Annotated in this window: 12 protein-coding genes; 7 read left to right on the forward strand and 5 right to left on the reverse strand. The window is 48.4% G+C overall.

The window, feature by feature from the left end; all coding sequences use genetic code 11:
* Positions 1-10: 10 nt before the first annotated feature.
* From QFZ48_RS24480 to QFZ48_RS24500, 5 genes are all read right to left on the reverse strand, one after another.
* Positions 11-3,460 carry a SusC/RagA family TonB-linked outer membrane protein gene (locus tag QFZ48_RS24480; RefSeq protein WP_429064098.1) on the reverse strand — a complete coding sequence of 1,150 codons (3,450 nt, stop codon included), beginning with the start codon at positions 3,458-3,460 and terminating at the stop codon, positions 11-13.
* An 86-nt stretch (positions 3,461-3,546) separates the two neighbouring features.
* Positions 3,547-4,557 carry a FecR family protein gene (locus QFZ48_RS24485; RefSeq protein ID WP_429048703.1) on the reverse strand — a complete coding sequence of 337 codons (1,011 nt, stop codon included), beginning with the start codon at positions 4,555-4,557 and terminating at the stop codon, positions 3,547-3,549.
* 49 nt (positions 4,558-4,606) lie between these two features.
* The gene (locus QFZ48_RS24490; protein ID WP_429048701.1) at positions 4,607-5,146 is read right to left on the reverse strand and encodes a sigma-70 family RNA polymerase sigma factor; all 540 of its coding nucleotides are present in this window, start codon (positions 5,144-5,146) and stop codon (positions 4,607-4,609) included.
* Between the two features lie 101 nt (positions 5,147-5,247).
* Entirely contained in the window at positions 5,248-5,760 is a 513-nt protein-coding gene (locus QFZ48_RS24495; protein ID WP_429064101.1) for a hypothetical protein, read from the reverse strand.
* A 98-nt stretch (positions 5,761-5,858) separates the two neighbouring features.
* A complete protein-coding gene (locus tag QFZ48_RS24500) occupies positions 5,859-6,716 on the reverse strand; it encodes an AraC family transcriptional regulator (protein WP_370910504.1) in 858 nt (285 codons plus the stop codon).
* Between the two features lie 138 nt (positions 6,717-6,854).
* Here QFZ48_RS24500 and QFZ48_RS24505 point away from each other — a divergent pair, with 138 nt between their 5' ends.
* From QFZ48_RS24505 to QFZ48_RS24535, 7 genes are all read left to right on the forward strand, one after another.
* The gene (locus tag QFZ48_RS24505) at positions 6,855-8,384 is read left to right on the forward strand and encodes a sodium:solute symporter (protein ID WP_429064104.1); all 1,530 of its coding nucleotides are present in this window, start codon (positions 6,855-6,857) and stop codon (positions 8,382-8,384) included.
* A gap of 19 nt (positions 8,385-8,403) precedes the next feature.
* The gene (locus QFZ48_RS24510) at positions 8,404-9,348 is read left to right on the forward strand and encodes a dihydrodipicolinate synthase family protein (protein ID WP_429064107.1); all 945 of its coding nucleotides are present in this window, start codon (positions 8,404-8,406) and stop codon (positions 9,346-9,348) included.
* An 87-nt stretch (positions 9,349-9,435) separates the two neighbouring features.
* The gene (locus QFZ48_RS24515; protein ID WP_429064110.1) at positions 9,436-10,032 is read left to right on the forward strand and encodes an RNA polymerase sigma factor; all 597 of its coding nucleotides are present in this window, start codon (positions 9,436-9,438) and stop codon (positions 10,030-10,032) included.
* Between the two features lie 282 nt (positions 10,033-10,314).
* Positions 10,315-11,295: a FecR family protein gene (locus tag QFZ48_RS24520; protein WP_429048692.1), complete on the forward strand. Its 981-nt coding sequence runs from the start codon at positions 10,315-10,317 to the stop codon at positions 11,293-11,295.
* A gap of 20 nt (positions 11,296-11,315) precedes the next feature.
* Positions 11,316-14,783, forward strand: a complete 3,468-nt coding sequence (locus QFZ48_RS24525; RefSeq protein WP_429064112.1) for a SusC/RagA family TonB-linked outer membrane protein — start codon at positions 11,316-11,318, stop codon at positions 14,781-14,783.
* Between the two features lie 12 nt (positions 14,784-14,795).
* Positions 14,796-16,274, forward strand: coding sequence for a SusD/RagB family nutrient-binding outer membrane lipoprotein (locus QFZ48_RS24530; protein WP_429048688.1), 1,479 nt, complete (start codon positions 14,796-14,798; stop codon positions 16,272-16,274).
* A 5-nt stretch (positions 16,275-16,279) separates the two neighbouring features.
* Positions 16,280-17,500 carry a fibronectin type III domain-containing protein gene (locus QFZ48_RS24535; RefSeq protein ID WP_429048686.1) on the forward strand — a complete coding sequence of 407 codons (1,221 nt, stop codon included), beginning with the start codon at positions 16,280-16,282 and terminating at the stop codon, positions 17,498-17,500.
* Positions 17,501-17,522 lie beyond the last annotated feature (22 nt).

A 17,522-nucleotide genomic window follows, 5' to 3' on the forward strand; every position in this document is an offset into this window, starting at 1 on the left:
AAAGGAACACTTAAAAGGTGACGTTCAGTTTTGCGCCCACCGGGATAGCCCAGGGAGTAACATTGTATCTTTCAATACCCTGCTTGAACTGCATGCCCGAGCCCTGTACAGCGGTAGAAGGCTGATAGGCATTTTCAGGATCAATGCCGATTTTGGCGGCAGTCCACAGGATAATATTCCGGCTGTATACAGAGAAGCTGGCGCGTTGCAATTTCGCGGTACTGATCAGTCGCTGCGGCAGCGCATAAGTCAGCGACACTTCTCTCAGCTTCAGGTAAGACGCAGGGAATAAAAACGCCCTTGTAAACGACCAGGCGGTACTGCCGGCATAAGGAAGCGTGAGGGTGCCATCGTTACCAAGGTTTTCCAGGTAGCCGGTAGGGTTACCGTTGCTGTCGTATCCTTTTGCCCTTACGCCCGGAATAAATACGCCGCCATAAGGCAGCACATACGGACCATACGTAAAAGGAAAACTATTGTATTCCGGCGTAGGACCACCTACCAGCGGGAAGTTATTGCCGGTGGGGATTACCAGCTGATCCTGGTGGCTCACCAGGTAATCGCGCAGTTCCTGGCCTTTCATCGTGCCGGGGTCCGTGAGCTTGTCGAGGAACAGCTGGGAGTTACCATGTTCTTCTCCGTAACGGTAAGTTTGCGATACAAAGTCACCGCCATTCCGCCAGTCGAACGTCATGTTCAGTGTAAAACTTTTATAGGAGATGGACGTCTGAAAACCCATGATAAAATCCGGGTTAAAATTGCCGATCTTATTTTTTGTATTGATGGCATCTATACTTTGCCATTTACCGGTGTTATCTAATATAGGGTAGCCGTAGTATGGGGACGATTTGTCTGTAACTGTTACCAGCTGCGCATCGTAGATGTCGCCGATATCTTCTCCCACATAGGTCCAGGCGCCGCCTTTTCCTTCTTCCCAAAGAGTATAGTAAGGCATGTCATCCGGCAGGGAAATGATGCGGGTTCTGTTGCGGGTGAAGTTAAAGTCTACGTCCCATCTCCAGTTCCTGGTTTGTACCGGTGTGCCGCCGAGCGTTAATTCAATGCCCCTGCTCCTGAGCAAACCCGCGTTAATACTACGGGAAGAGTAGCCCGAAGAAGGAGGTGTTTTAGGACTGAAGATCTGGTTTTTGTTTTCAACGATATAATAGGTGCCTGAAAAATGCAGGCGGTTCTGAAACAGGTTGATATCAACACCGCCTTCATACGACGTGGCGATTTCCGGCTTCAGGAAAGGATTCAGCAGGGTGCCGAACGTGGTGAGCTGCGGAATATTCCCCCAGGCGCCTACACTGCCCAAAGTAGCTGCCAGCTGGTAAGGAGAAGCGTCGTTACCTACCTGCGCTGCGCCGCCTCTTAATTTGATCATATTGATATTGGCGGAGGTGATGTGCGCCATTTCATTCAGCAGCACACTCAGTGAGGCCGACGGATAAAAGTAGGAAGCGGCATCGGGGAGAGTGCTGGACCAATCGGTACGGCCGGTCACATCCAGGTACGCCATTCCTTTGTATCCTATGTTCAGCATACCATAAAGACTGTTCACACCTTTTTCAAAGGTGCTGCTGTAGAAGTTGAGGTTGGCAGGAGAAATATTCTGGATGGTATATACCCCCGGCGTATTAAGACCGGTACCGTCTTTCGTAGAGGTGGTAACGTTGCTGCCTGTCTGGTAGCGCATATTACCACCGGCAGAAACGGAAACATCGAAATGATGAATGGCTTTTTTATAGGTAAGCAATACATCCATGTTCCGCTCGTAGTTATCGAGGTTGATGATGCCATAGGCGCCACCGGGATTATTCAGGTAGCTGTTGGAAATTTTGGTTTCTCTTTTTTCACCGTAGGTATCCAGTGCATACCGCGCCATAAAAGTAAGGGACGGCAGTATTTTCCAGTCGGCCCGGATATTACCAAACAACCGGTCCCTCACAAATCCGTTCTTTACTTCATACGCGAGGAAGTAAGGATTATTGAACACGCCGTTATATTGGGTGCGTTGTTGTAATCCTTCCTGTCCGGGCATCCAGTAGTCTGCCAGGTCGCGTATATCAATGTGCGGGGAAACGCTGTATACGGCCTGCAGCGGGTTGGCGCCACGGTCGCCGGCCGCGCGGTTGTTGGAATTGTTGCGGCTGAAATCAATGTTGGTACTTAAGCTCAGCTTTGAGTTCACCTGCAGGCCGGAGTTCAGGCTCAGCGTATTTTTATAGAGATCGGTATTAGGGATAATCCCTTTGTTCGACATGTTTGCATAGGAAATGCGATAGGAGATCTTATCGTTGTTGTTGGCAACAGAAGCGCCGGCAATGGTAGTGATGCCGGTGTTGACGAAATTCTTCACGTTGTCTTTGTGCGATACCAGCGGCATGGGAATTTTTTTGCCGTTTGCATCGAGGGGGCTGTTCCACTGCACTTCTTCATAACCCATATCCAGTTCGGCGCCGAAGGTGCCATCTACATTTTCCTGGATGATGGTGCCGAAGGGATTGGTAAGCAGGTTGCCGCTGCGGGAAAAAGGAATGCCTGCCAATTGACCGGAGCCGAATTTCGTTTGCCAGTTCAGGTATTTATAGGGAATATCGAATACGGAGTTTACATATGCATCAACGGTTACCTTATTAACTTTTCTGCCTGTTTTGGTAGTGATGAGCACTACGCCGTTGGCCGCGCGGGAGCCATACAATGCGGCGGCGCTGGGGCCTTTCAGGATGGTAACGCTTTCAATATTATCGGGGTTGATATCGGAAATGGCGTTGCCATAATCCACCATGTTATCTTTACCGATCTGGCTGATGTTGTTCACCGTGTTGGCTACGGGTACGCCGTCTACTACAAACAGCGGCTGGTTATCACTGCTGAGAGAAGTAGCGCCGCGTATGATCATGCTTACAGACGACCCGGTGGTACCGGTGGAGTTGATGGTAACGCCGGCCACTTTCCCCGACATGGAGTTGAGCAGGTTTTCCTGTGTTACGCGGTTAAATTCCCTGCCGCCCAGTTCTTCCACAGAATACCCCAGTGCTTTCTTTTCTCTTTTAATGCCCAGTGCCGTTACCAGTACCTGGCTTAACTCTTCTACTTTTTTTTTCAGGACCACCGATAAAGATAATTTGCTGGAATCGTTAATCATATATCCGCGCAGCGTATCGGTGGTATAACCCATTTGTGATAATACGAAATGATAGGGGCCGCCAGCAGGCAGTTTGGCAAATGTAAAGATGCCTTTCTCATTGGTGACGGTGGTGGCTAATACTTTATGGTCTGCGTTCTCCATTTTCACCATTACACCGGGCAGGCTTTCATTGCTTTCATTTTTGATCAGGCCGATAGCGGCAGGGCGCGGGTTTTGCGCCAGTGCGTTTCCGGCCATCAGTTGCCAGAGCAACAGCAACAGCCAGATGATGGTGGTGGGGCGTGATTGTTTGATTTTTACACACATAATATTGTTCGTTTTAGGCAAAAGGAAGTCCGTGCAGCCTCATAGAGGTTGCCTGTGTTGTAAGTATGGGAAATTAGTTTCCGGGATTATTGTACTATGTAGATAACATCATCTTTCTGATTAATAGTAAGATTATTTAACGTACCAATAGTTGTCAGGAATTCTTTTAGTGTTTCTTTGCTACTGTCGAATGTTCCGGTGAAATTCATGCCTGTAAGGCTGCTGGCTGTATATTGGATGCTGACGTGGTATTTTTCAGACATCTGCCTGAAAACGCCGGTCAGCGGTTCATTGTTGAAAGTAATAATTTCGTTTATGCGTGAAGGTGTTTTATCTTTTTTGATAACGTCATTCACCGTTACCAGCATTTTCTGGCGGTCGTAGCGCAGTGCCTGGCCAGGACGAAGGTAAACGCCTGCTGCATGATCCGGTTTCACTACTACCTTGCCGCTGATCAGTTGTACCTGTGTGATCGCTTTCCGGTCCCACGCTGTTATTTTGAATACCGTACCCAATGCGGTGGTGCCAAGCTGGCCTGCATATACGGTGAATGGCTGCTCTTTGTTACCGGTTACACGGAACAGGGCCTGTCCTTTTAAATAAACATCCCTGCGGTTGCCGGTGAACGGCTCCTGGTATTTCACCTCGCTTTCCGGGGCCAGTTCAATGATGCTGCCGTCGCTCAGCTGCAGCGGCATTGTTTTACCGGTGTTGTTCATTACGGTACGTAATGTTGCTGCAGGGGCGGTATTTGTTTGCACGGGTTTTACCGCCATTGTTTTATTGATGGGCAACGGGCGTAATATCGTCCATAGCAGTCCGCCGGAAATAATCAGCACAACGGCTGCTGCCGCTGCATACCAGCGCCTGTTTACCTGCTTCTTCTGAAAAGTATGCCCTTCGATCACTGTCATCATTTTACCGGAAACCGCCTCCGGCAATAGCTCTCCTGGCTGGAAGGAATGCCAGCTTTCTTCCGTTAAGTAAGGTTGTAAAGCCTCCGGATGCTGTGCAATGTATTCTTTTACCCATTGCTTCTCGGCTTCATTGCATTCATCCCGGAGAAACTTTTCAATAAGTGTTACTGAATGCTTCATAGTATGTATTCGTTTGAAAACGGTAAATCCCTCACTGCGTCACATTTAGTTAACAGATCAGCAATAGAAGCAGTAGCAGCAGGGAATTTTTTAACTGGCGGATCGCCCGTACAATATGGTTTTCAACTGTTTTAGGGGAGATGGATAACTGCCTGGCAATTTCTTTATGCGGGAGACCTTCAAAGCGGCTGAGTTTAAAAACATTTTTCCGGATGGGGGATAGTTGTTCTATACTGTTATACACGCGCTTCAGTTCTTCTTTTACGGAGATATCTGTTTCCACATGCCAGTTGGTGTTATCCCTTACCAATGTTTGCGTATGGCGGTCACGCACCTGTTGTTTGCGCAGGAGGTCGGTCATTACGCTTTTGCCTATACGAAAAATCTGTGTGGAGATATTGAAGCTGGTAGACAATCGCTCCCGCTTTTCCCAGAGGAGTATGAAAGTAAGTTGCACAGTTTCTTCCGCTATGTAAACGGAGTGTGTACATTTCAGAACGTAGAAGTAAAGTTTTGTGTGGTACTGTTGGTATACCATCTTAAAACTTCCGATATTCCCATTGATAATATCCTGTACAATACTTTCCATAATTGCCAGCAAATATCTGATCAGTCTAAACAAGATACAAGGAATTACCGATTATATTATTGTTATTTTCAACAATAGCATGCGATATCTCCGCGGTTCGTTTATTTCTTTAATTTTAATATTAAGGGTATAGTCGCCACACCGGGGATCGTTACCGTGAGGGAAAGATCCAGGTTGGTACTGCTGATATTTTCAATCCAGTGCGGATCGTTTTCTCCTTTGGCAGAAATGAGTTTTAACACCGAATCATGTACGTCCAGGTCCCAGGTGCCGCTGTTGCCGGCAACAGGCAGGATCAGCGTGGTACAGCCATCAATGGCAAAGGAGCCGTCGCCGTCAAACTGGTAGGTGTTATTCACGGTGCAGGTGAACAGGGCGCCGCCGGGTCCGAGCAGGGGCGCCAATGCAATGATGCTGGTGCCAGCGGGAATGTTCTGTTTATTCAATTTAACGGCTACTGCCAGCACGATGTCCTGTTGTTTCCAGGTACCCGTCACCAGTTCATACTTAGGCGATTTTTGGGGTATTGCAGGCTTGTCTTTTTTACACGCGCCTGTAAACAGGCAGTATACAGGCAGTACAAGAAACAGATAACGGGGGATAAAAAAGCGCATGAGTGTTTGGTATTAAATGATGGAAGGATTTTCGTTCCTTCTATATATTCGTTTTGAAACGCCATATCCCTCACTGCTTAACAATTGGTTAATATCATTCAGCCCTTATCTCTGAATTTTTTGGGCGATACCCCCATGATCAGTTTAAACGACCTGGAAAACGTGTATTGATCCGGGTAGCCCATTTCCTGTGCAATTTCTTTTACGGTCAAACGGGTATCTTTCAGCAGCTGGCTGGCCTTCTGCATCCGCAGGGAGGTGAACAGCTGGATGGGAGAGTAGCGTGTTTTTTCTTTGAAGAGGGCCGACAGATATGAAGCGGAAATACAGGTTTCCCTGGAGAGGTCGGCCAGGGTGAGGTGCTGGTCCAGCTTTTGTTTCATAAGCTGGATACATTGCTCAATAATATTATCTGCGCCCTTCTTCATATAGTTGAAAACCGTGAGCCGGAAGGTGCCAAGGAAACTATAGAACCGGAAATTGGCGTACAGCAGGTTCTCTATATTATTCATGAGGTCGAGATGATGGAGGATATCATCGAACTGTGCATTGCGTCCTACGAGGGGCGGTATGGTATGAGGTTTCAGGCCGGTGCCCAGGTAGCTGTATATGTCGTCTGCCAGCTTGCCGGAAAATTGCACGGCATAGATCCGCCACGGCTCCCCTTCAGCAGGGCCGGAGCGGAAGGCGGCGCCTTTCGGGAACAGCAGGTATTGATTAGGTTTGATAGTCACTTTCTTTTTCCCGGTTTCCAGCCATCCTTTTCCATGTGTTACATATAATAAGGTATACACCGGTGCGCCCTTTGGTTCACTGATTTCCAGGGCAGCATTTTCAGGATAGAGGCCAATAGTGGTAATAAAAAGGTTTCTGCCAAGCGGATGCTTTTCCAGCTTGCGTTTCAGGTGGTCCGGTAAGTTCCAGGTGGTCGGTGTGTTGGCGGCCAGGTTGTTCATCTCAATAGTAATTTAAGCTATTCTTTTCATAACATTCAACATTGTTTGATCCATAAAAATTAGTAATCTTCGTGTAACGACTGTAATTTTTTTTATCCACGTATTGAACTGGTTTTATCGACCAATCGGAGATTCATTATGCACCAACTGCCAATAATTGATCTGGCTGTAATCGCCATTTACCTGCTATGTATGATTGGAGTGGGGGTATGGTTTTCACGGAAAAACAGGAATGCGGCACAATTTACCACGGCGTCCGGAACTATACCGGGCTGGGCTTTGGGGCTTTCTTTATATGCCACGTTTTTAAGCAGTAATACTTTTCTCGGCGTGCCGGGAAAATCATTTGGCAGTAACTGGAATGCTTTTGTGTTCAGTTTATCTATGCCGCTGGCTGCTTTTATTGCGGCAAAATATTTTGTGCCATTTTACCGCCGCAGCGGGGAAGTGAGCGCATACACACACCTGGAACACCGGTTTGGCCCATGGGCAAGAACCTATGCGATGGTTTGTTTTATCCTGATGCAGCTGGCGCGGATGGGCTCCATCTTTTTTGGTGTGGCGCTGGCACTGCAGGCACTTACGGGATTGGAAATGCGTACTATCATGACCGTTACGGGAGTATGCATCATTATATATACGGTGTTGGGTGGTATGGAAGCGGTGATATGGACAGAAGTGCTGCAGGGTATTGTGAAAACTGCCGGCGCCGTAGTGATCCTCTGGCTGGTGATTACAGGTATGAACGATGGGGTGAAGGATATCTGGAAGATAGGAATGGCAGATGGAAAATTTTCACTGGGTAGTTTTTCCCTGCGGGATTTCAGCACTTCTACTTTCTGGGTGGTGTTCCTGTATGGATTTTTTATTAACCTGAATAACTTTGGTATGGACCAGAACTATGTGCAGCGCTACCATACTGCCCGTTCAGAAAAAGAAGCGTCGCGCAGTATATGGCTTTGTGTGTATTGGTACGTACCGGTGAGCATGGTGTTCTTTTTTATTGGCACTGCCTTGTATGCGTATGCGCAACAGCACCCGGAACTGCTGCTGGCGCTGAAACAGCAGGTGGCGGCAGAAAGGCAGGTGCCGGTTGCATCGCTGCAGCCAGCCGATTACGGCGATAAGGTATTGCCCTGGTTTATGGTCACCAAAGTGCCGAAAGGGCTCATGGGATTGATCGTAGCAGCCATCCTTTCTGCGGCGATGAGTACCGTCAGCAGTGGTATGAACAGTACTGCTACTGTTTTTCTGAAAGATATTTATCAGCGGTATGTTGATCCAAAAATCACGCCTGCAAAGGAGATGCGGGTGTTGTATGTCGCCACTACCTTATCGGGTTTGCTGGCTATTGGTTTTGGTATTTCGATGATTGGAGTGAAGAGTATCCTGGACATGTGGTGGGAGTTGTCTGGCATATTTGCGGGAGGCATGCTGGGATTGTTTTTGCTGGGCATTATCTCCAAAACAAAAAATGCCACGGCCGTTACCGCTACCATCATTGGTATTGTAGTCATCCTGTGGATGTCGTTATCAAAGTATCTCCCCGCCGGGTTAGTCAGCCTGCGCAGCCCATTGCATGCGCATATGATCATCGTGGTGGGAACGTTATCAATATTCCTGGCGGGTATGCTGCTATCGCGGCTGCAACGCTTTAAAACTTCCTGATTATTTAAACCCGTTTGTTATGCAAAAGAAATTTGTACCGGTGATGATCACCCCTTTTAATCTGAAAGCACAGATTGACCATGACATGGTGGAGTACCTGGTAGATTTTTATCTGGACGCCGGCGTAAAAGGTTTTTTCGCCAATTGCCTGTCGTCCGAAATGTACAGCATCAGCGAGGATGAGCGACTGGAGCTCACCCGTCACGTAGTGCAGTATGTAAATGGCCGCGTGCCGGTAGTGGCTACCGGGTCCTTTGGTCTTACGATCAAAGACAAGGCGTTGTTTACACAAAAGATCTATGACACCGGCGTGGATTCCGTGATCATGATCACCGGGCACTTCGCGAACGTAGACGAACCGGATTCCGTACTGCTGCAAAGATTCGAAGAACTGTTTTCTCTTACCGGCAATATACCCTTAGGATTATACGAATGCCCGGCGCCTTATAAACGGGTGATTACGCCGGAGATCCTGCAAACCTTACTGGCTACCAACCGCCTCATTTATCACAAGGATACTTCCTGCAAGGTGGAAAACGTGCGCGCCAAACTGGCCGTGACTGCGGGAAGCCGGCTGGAATTCTACGACGCCCATACACCTAATGCGGTAGCCTCCATGCAAATGGGCGCAGCAGGCATGTCGTCTATCTCCGGAAATTTTTATCCTGAAATATTGGTATGGCTGTGTAATCATGTAAATGATGAAAGCCGGCAGGAAGATGTGCATTGGATACAATCGGAGTTACAAAGAGTAGACCCGCTGATCCACATAGCTTACCCGCTGAGCGCAAAATATTTTCTGCAGTTAAGGGGCATTCCGGTGCGTACTATCAGCCGCGCGCATGCGCTGGAGCTGACGCCGGAACAGAAGGAAACCTTGCAGCAGATTTACCGTGATTTTAAAGGCTGGTGCGAGCGTTTACAGATCCGGGAAGTGGTGTCGGCGCCTTTACCCTCACATTAAATCGATGTTATTTCTGACAGGAAGTTATGACGGCAACCGGCCAATGTGTAGTTTAGAGAAAGATCCTTATGCTAATTCACACAATAGATGTCAAGCAGCCCATACAATCCTCAGCAAAATGAACAGCTCCTGTGGGTCCGGCTCTGTAGCGGAGACCGGGACGCCTTCGGAGAAATATACCGGCGCTACTTTCCGTTGCTGTTCCGGTACTGTATCCGGTTTACAACAGACAGGGCGCTGGTAAAGGACATGTTGCAGGACTTCTTCTCGCAGTTATTTGCGCAAAGGGCCGGCCTTTCGCTTCCTGTCAGCCTGAAAAGCTACCTGATGGTATCCGCCAGGAGAAAGCTGTTCAGGTACCTCGACAAGTCGGCCCACGGCCCCGCAAGTCTCGACGAAGGCGCCGCCTCCACTTTCGCCCTGGAACTTTCACCGGAAAGTATCCTCATCAACCGGCAGCACAGTGAAAACACCACCCGGCTACTGCAACAAAAACTAAACGCCCTTACCCTCCGCCAAAAGGAAGCCGTATACCTGCGCTTCTACGAGGGCCTTTCCTACGAGGAAATCGCCGATATCATGGTATTGAAAGAAGTAAAGTATGCCCGCACCCTCATCTACCGGGCCATCGCCGAACTAAAAGAGCTGCTCGCACAGGATGAAGCCGCACTGATGCTGTGGTAACGCGGATTTTGTCTTTCCCGCTGATTACGCTGATTATACTGATTTTGGGGATTTTACTTTTTGGATTTTTATGATTTTATAAAGGAGAAAGGGAGATATAAGCGTATATAGCCGCTTATATTTCCCTTTGCTATTAAATCAAAAAATCCAAAAAAATAAAATCCCCAAAATCAGTATAATCAGCGTAATCAGTGGGAAAGACAAAATCCGCGAAAAAAGATCCATTTCTGTGAGGGTATTTTCCGCATCCGCGTCTCTAGTTATTGTACAAGGTGTTTTTTTATGAATTATAGTGAATTTGAGGCAGCAGATTTTGCTGCGGATGACTTATTCCGTGCCTGGGTGCTGGAGGATACTGCTGCGGCCTTCTGGGAAAGCTGGATAGCGGTACACCCGGAGAAGGAGGCGGTATTGCAGGATGCCCGCGCATTGGTGCTGGCACTACGGTTCCGTACCAACGAAGTAAGCATGGAAGAAATGGAGGCTGTGAAAGCGCAGATAGACCTGTTGCTGGACGAACCCGTTATTAAAAAAAATAACGTAGTTGTCCGCAGGCCGTGGTACTACGCACTGGCTACCGCTGCTGCTGTGCTGCTGTTTGCCGGCATATGGTATGCACAGGGAAGTGAGCCATCCGTTGAAAACATTTTTGTTCAGACCGGCTTTGGTGAAACCAAAACCCTGCAACTGCCCGATGGCTCTATTGTACAGCTGAATGCCAATTCATCTGTTTCTTATCCCCGCAAATGGACAAAGGAAAACGTAAGGTCAGTTACGCTCAATGGTGAGGCCTATTTTAATGTATCCAAATCTCCCGCCGGGCTGCATCCTAAATTCCGGGTATTGATGCCACAGGTAACTATTGAAGTAAAAGGAACTGCCTTTAATGTATATCACCGTCATGATCAGGTGAAGGTATTGCTGGAAGAAGGGAAGATTGTGGTGAACGACAGCCTGGATATGAAACCCGGCGATATGATGTCTTTTTCGCCGGGAGAACATCACCGGCTGCAGGCAGATCCTGTGCAACTCACCGCCTGGAAGCAACGCCGGCTCCTGTTCAGGGATACGCCGCTGATAAGCGTTGCGCAGCAGCTGGAAGATATATATGGTTATAAGATCCAGTTCGGGAATAAGAAAATGGAAAGCCTGTTATTCACCGGCTCTGTGCCTGCTGATGATCCCCCGATGTTGTTGAAAGCGATAGCCACCGTGCATCAGCTGAAAATCAAACAAGATAATTCAGTCATCATTTTTGAATAAGGTTTTTAAAATTTACAGTTATGCAAAAGAGCTTTACGAAGCTTTATGCTCCCTGGAGAGCGATGCTGTTGTTGTTGCTGCTGCTGAACACCGAAACCAGCGCACAGCAATTAATGGTAAGAAGCGGAGATACTCCGGGGGAAGCAGGAACCATCCCACTCCGGCAAATGCTGACCAACCTCGAAACAAGGTTTAACATCAGCTTTAATTATTCGCCCACACAAGTGGCGGATAAATTTGTAGCGGGGAAACAACTCCGTGTTACCGGCAGCAACCTGGAAGCACAGTTAACGAAAGTGCTTACACCACTGGGTTTGCAGGCGGTAAAATTAAGCGATCATGATTATGCGATCCGCCCTGCCGGCGGAGAAGCAGGCGCCACAAAAATGCAGGAAGTAACCGTAAAAGGTATGGTAACCGATGAAAGCGGTGTAGCCCTTCCCGGTGTAAGCGTGCATGAAAAAGGCACCTCTAATGGTACGGCCACTAACGTAGACGGACAGTTTACCATCAAAGTAGCCGGCAGCAATGCCGTTTTGGTATTCCGTTCTGTAGGCTACCAGTCAAAAGAAACGGTGGCTGGCAACGGAACGCTGCAGGTACAGCTGGCGGCTACCATACGCAGTTTGGATGATGTGGTAGTTACCGCGCTTGGTATTAAACGCCAGGAGAAAGCACTCGGTTACTCCATCGCCACGCTGAAAGGCGACCAGGTGAGCACCGTAAAAGAAGTAAACATTGCCAACGCTTTAGCCGGTAAAGTAACCGGTGTAAACGTAAGAAGCACCAGCTCCGACCCGGGCGGCACCTCGCTGGTTACCATCCGCGGCCAGAGCAGCCTGGAAGGCTATAATCAGCCGTTGTATGTAGTAGATGGTATTCCCATTGCACCGGCGGTGCGTAATCCGAAACAGCCCGTAGGACAGGTAGTAGTGGATTATGGCAGCACCATCTCGGATATCAATCCCGATGATATCGCCAGCATCTCGGTGCTGAAAGGCGCCAGCGCTTCCGCTTTATACGGCTCCCGCGCTATCAACGGTGTGATTCTCATCACTACCAAATCCGGCTCAGGTACTACAAAAGGTTTAGGCGTTTCCGTTAACTCCAGCGCGATGTTTGATCAACCCTGGCTGTTCCCGAAATTCCAGAATGAATTTGGTTCCGGCGACCGTGAAGGTTCTGATGAAACTATTTCTGACGCTTCCTGGGGACCACGACTGGATGTAGGCACCAAACACGTACAGTGGAATAGTCCTTTGGATGCGAACGGACAGCCGATTCCTACCGACTGGGTATCTTATCCCGACCGGCATAAGGATTTCTTCCGCACCGGATCTACCTTCACCAACAACATTGCCATCACCGGTAATAACAAGGATGGCAACTTCCGGTTGTCGTTTACCAACCTGAAAAATGAAGGCATCATTCCCAATACCGACCTGAAAAGAAATACGCTCAACCTCGCAGCGGGATATAATCTGAATCCCAGCATTAAAGTGAGTACCAATATCGGCTATACGAAAAACAGCAGCGGCAACCGGCCTACTTTTAACCGGGGAAGCGTGAGCAACATTGTATATACCACCACACCCAACGTGGATATCAGGCAGCTGCGCAACTACTGGCTACCCGGAAAGGAAGGATTGCAGCAGTTTTCACATGTGCCGGGATCTACGGATAACCCTTACCTGGTGGCATATGAATTTATCAACGGGTTTGACCGTGACCGTATGACGGGTAACGTGGAACTGGATATCCAGATCACGAAAGACCTGTCGCTGATGGGCCGCACGGGTATGGACCTCTATTCTGAAACCCGTGAAAGCAAACGGCCTTTCAGTGCGATAAAGAATCCGACCGGCGCCTATGCTTTTGAAACGGAATTTTTCAGGGAACAGAATACCGACTTCCTGTTAAGTTATAAGAAGAATATCAACTCAGATTTCTTTGTATCTGTTTCCGCAGGGGCCAACCGCATGAATCAAATCACCAAAGGCTCCGGCCAGAAATCAGATGCGCTGGTGATACCCGGCCTGTATAATATTGCGAACGCCAAAGCAGGTTCGGTGGTAAATAGTTCTGGCAGGTATACCAAACGGATCAATAGTGTGTATGGAATGGGACAGGTGAGTTTCCGTAACTACGCATTCCTGGATCTGACGGCACGTAACGACTGGTCCAGCACATTGCCGGCAGGGAACAATTCCTATTTCTATCCTTCAGCTTCCCTGAGCCTGATTGTATCCGATATGCTGGGTATTAAATCGGATGTGTTGTCTTTTGCAAAGATCCGTGCCAACTGGGCGCAGGTGGGGGGCGATACCGATCCCTATAATTTGTATAATACCTTCAGCTTTGGGCAGGACTGGGACAAAACGAAATTGGCGAATATCAGCAACGTGCTGAAAAATAACCGGCTGAAACCGCTGATTGCTACCTCGCATGAATTCGGTGCGGATGTTCGTTTCCTGAAAGGAAGAATTGGCATCGACTTTACTTATTATAACACCGTGAACCGTAACCAGATCATCAAAATACCAGTGACAATGGCCACCGGGTATTCCAATATGGTTACCAACGCCGGTAAGATCCGGAACAAAGGTATTGAGATCGGGTTGAATGCAACGCCGGTAGCAGGGCCGTTCCGCTGGGATCTGCAATTAAACTATACCCGTAACCGTAATAAAGTGCTCAAGCTGATAGATGGCTTGAACAGCTACCAGTTAGGCAGTGCCGAAGGTATCCGGTTCCTGGTAGAAGAAGGCGCTGAAATGGGCGACATGTATGCGCAAACCTGGGCTACTGTACCGGATGGAGAATTTAAAGGACAGCCTTTATTGAGTAGCGAAGGTGGTTACCAGCAGTTAAATGAGTATGTGAAGATAGGTAACTATAACCCCGACTTTATGTTGGGTATTAACAACACCTTTACCTACAAGGGATTTACCCTGAATGTACTGATCGACTGGCGCCAGGGCGGCAACTTCTTCTCTTATGTGGCAAAGAACCTCTTGAGCGATGGCCGTACACAAACTACTATTCCCGGCCGTGATCCGAAAAGCGGTGGCCTCGCCTGGAAAGATGCAGATGGCAACAACCGTACAGACGGTATGATCCTTTTCGGTTATATAGATGACGGAAATGGTAAGTATAAGCTCAATGATAATGTTACAGATCCGGAAAACTATTATGGAGAATACTACTGGAGTTTCAACGGCCGGTCTACTTTCGACGCCAGCTATGTAAAGCTCAGGGAAGCTTCTCTTACCTATACTTTCTCAAAGAAAACACTTGGTAAGCTGCCACTGGGAAATCTGAGCGTATCACTGATTGCACGCAACCTGTTTACCTGGACTGCCGCCGAACAGGGCTACGACCCGGAAACGGCCATGACGATCTCCGACGGTAGTTTCTCCCCGGGAGTAGCCAGCTGGGGATTGCCTTACACCCGTTCTTATGGCGCTAAGGTAGGTTTCAATTTCTAAACCAATAATTATATGGTTATGCAACGCATGCCTTTTAAATACCTGATACTGATCTTCGGCGTCCTCTTTGCATCCTGCGAAAAAGGATTGGAAGATATCAATGTGAATCCGAATGAATCGGAAGTGATCAATCCTGAATTCCTGTTATCCTCAGTGCTGATCAATACCGCTTACGATTATCAGAAAGAAGCTTACTTTGATAAGCCCGCTTCCGCCGGTCGTTATATTACCATGGTGCGTAATGAGGGAAATGATAAGTTCGACTGGGGACCTCAAAGCTGGGATGGATACTATTCAAAGCTGTCATCCAACCGGGAGATGATGGACCTGGCAAAGAAGCTGAATGCACCGCAGTATGTAGCTGTAGGTAAGGTGCTGGAAGCTTTTAATTTTGCATATGTCACCGATCTGTTTGGCGACATCCCTTATAGTGAAGCGTTGCTGCTGAAGAGTCAAACACTGGCCCATCCGAAGTATGATCCGCAGCAAACCGTATACCCTGCTTTACTGCAAACATTGAAAGAAGCAAATGATGAGCTGTCTGCCGTTACCGGTAAGATAGATACTTTAGCAGATGTGATGTATAAGGGTGAACCGCTGAACTGGCGCAAGTTTGCCAACTCGCTGCGTTTGCGGATGCTGTTGCGTATTTCCAAAAGCTATCCAACTGCTTTTACAGAAATGCAGCAGATCCTGAATGATAAAAGCAAATATCCCATCTTTGAAAGCAATGCAGATAATGCGGAAATTATTTACCAGGGTGCTGTGAGCGCCAATAGCTGGCCAGGCAGCCCGCTGGGAAGTTCCTTTGATGAATTTGATAAGCGCAAGCCCAGCAAAGAAATTGTAGCTGCTTTATTGCAACGCAATGATCCCCGCCTGAAGGTATGGATAGCACAGGTTGATTCGTTGACCAAATGGACAACAGATCCCAATCCCTATGTCGGCGTACCCAATGCGATTCCTGCACCTTATGATTATAATGGGGGTAAGTATCATATTTCCCGCCTTTCTTCTTTGTTCAGCAGTCCCAACGGGTCTATGCTGAAGGCCAGCATGCTTACCTACGCGGAAGTTTGTTTCATCCTGGCAGAATGCGTACAGGCAGGAAAAGTAACGGTGGCGGGTAAAACAGCGGAAAGCCTGTATTATGATGGCATCCATGCCAACATGAAATTTTATGGTGTAGACCAGACAGCTATTAATGCCGGTTACTTTGATCAGGCATCTGTGAAATATAATGGCACGCTGGAACAACTCATTGGTCAGAAGTGGATTGCCGGTTTCCTGAAAGGCGCGGAAGCATGGTTTGATAACCGCCGCACCGGCCTGCCCAAGTTTGTACTCGGCCCTATGGCGTCTACTACGGTGCTGCCTAAACGATATATTTATCCAACCGGCGAAAGAGATACCAATGAAGAACAGTACCAGAAAGCACTCACCGTATTTGGAGCAGATAAACAAACCACGCTGATGTGGTACCTGAAGTAAAAGCTATGAAGAAAATATTGATAAGCGGGTGGCTGCTGGCCACCTGCTTTTTACAACAAGTATATGCCCAGCGTTTGCGGCCCGACAGGATTGTATTAAATGTAACAGCCGACCCTTCCCGCTCAGCGGCTGTTACCTGGAGAACGGGTGAGGCGGCAGCGGTCAGCTATGCAGAACTAGCGCCGGCAACTGCCGATCCGCGTTTCACGGCAACGGCTACACGGTATACTGCTGTCACTACGCCGCCTTTCGCAGATTCCTTACCGGTGCGGTATCATCACTTTACTTTCGATCACCTCCAACCCAATACCAATTACGTGTACCGCGTAGGGCAGGAGAACGACTGGAGCGAATGGTTTTCTTTTCGTACGGCAGGATTGCCCGGTGAACCCTTTTCGTTTATTTACCTGGGAGATGCCCAGGCAAATATTCTTTCCATGTGGTCAAGGACCATCCGGAAAGCCTGGTCCGTGGCGCCGGATGCGCGCCTCATCATTCATGCGGGCGACCTGGTGAACAGGGGCAATAATAACAATGAATGGCAGCAATGGTTTGAAGCAGGGGGTTTTATTCACAGCACAGTTCCGGGTATGATGACGACCGGTAACCACGAATACTATGAAAACGCCGCAGGCCAGGATGTGCCTTCTGCCTTCTGGCGGCCGCAGTTTACCTTGCCGGAAAACGGCCCGGCCGGTTTGGAAGAAACCTGTTACTATACCGATGTGCAGGGCATGCGTTTTATTTCGCTTAATTCACAGGAAGTGGAAATATCCGATACGTTGCTGGTCCGTCAAAAGGTATGGCTGGAACAGCTGCTGAAAAATAATCCCAACCGGTGGACGGCCATCACGTTCCATCACCCGGTACTGTCGACCAAGAAAAGCCGCAACAACGAGCGGCTGCGTGAAAACTTTAAGCCACTGTTCGACCGGTATAAAGTAGACCTGGTACTCCAGGGACATGACCATACCTATGCCCGTGGACGCGACGGCAACAAGGGACCGGTATACGTAGTGTCTGTAAGCGGACCCAAAATGTCAGAGATAGATCCGCAGCCGTGGATGACCCGCACCGGCTCTTATACGCAGCTGTTCCAGGTGGTGGATGTTAAGCCCGCGGTGGTTTCTTTCCGCGCCTATACGGCTACCGGCGAATTGTATGATGCTTTTGACCTGGAAAAACAAGCCAACGGAGAAAATCTCCTGAAGAATACAATGAAATAACCGTCCTGCTATTCCTTTTTTT

This window comes from Chitinophaga sp. W2I13, from assembly GCF_050434005.1.
Classification (GTDB): domain Bacteria; phylum Bacteroidota; class Bacteroidia; order Chitinophagales; family Chitinophagaceae; genus Chitinophaga.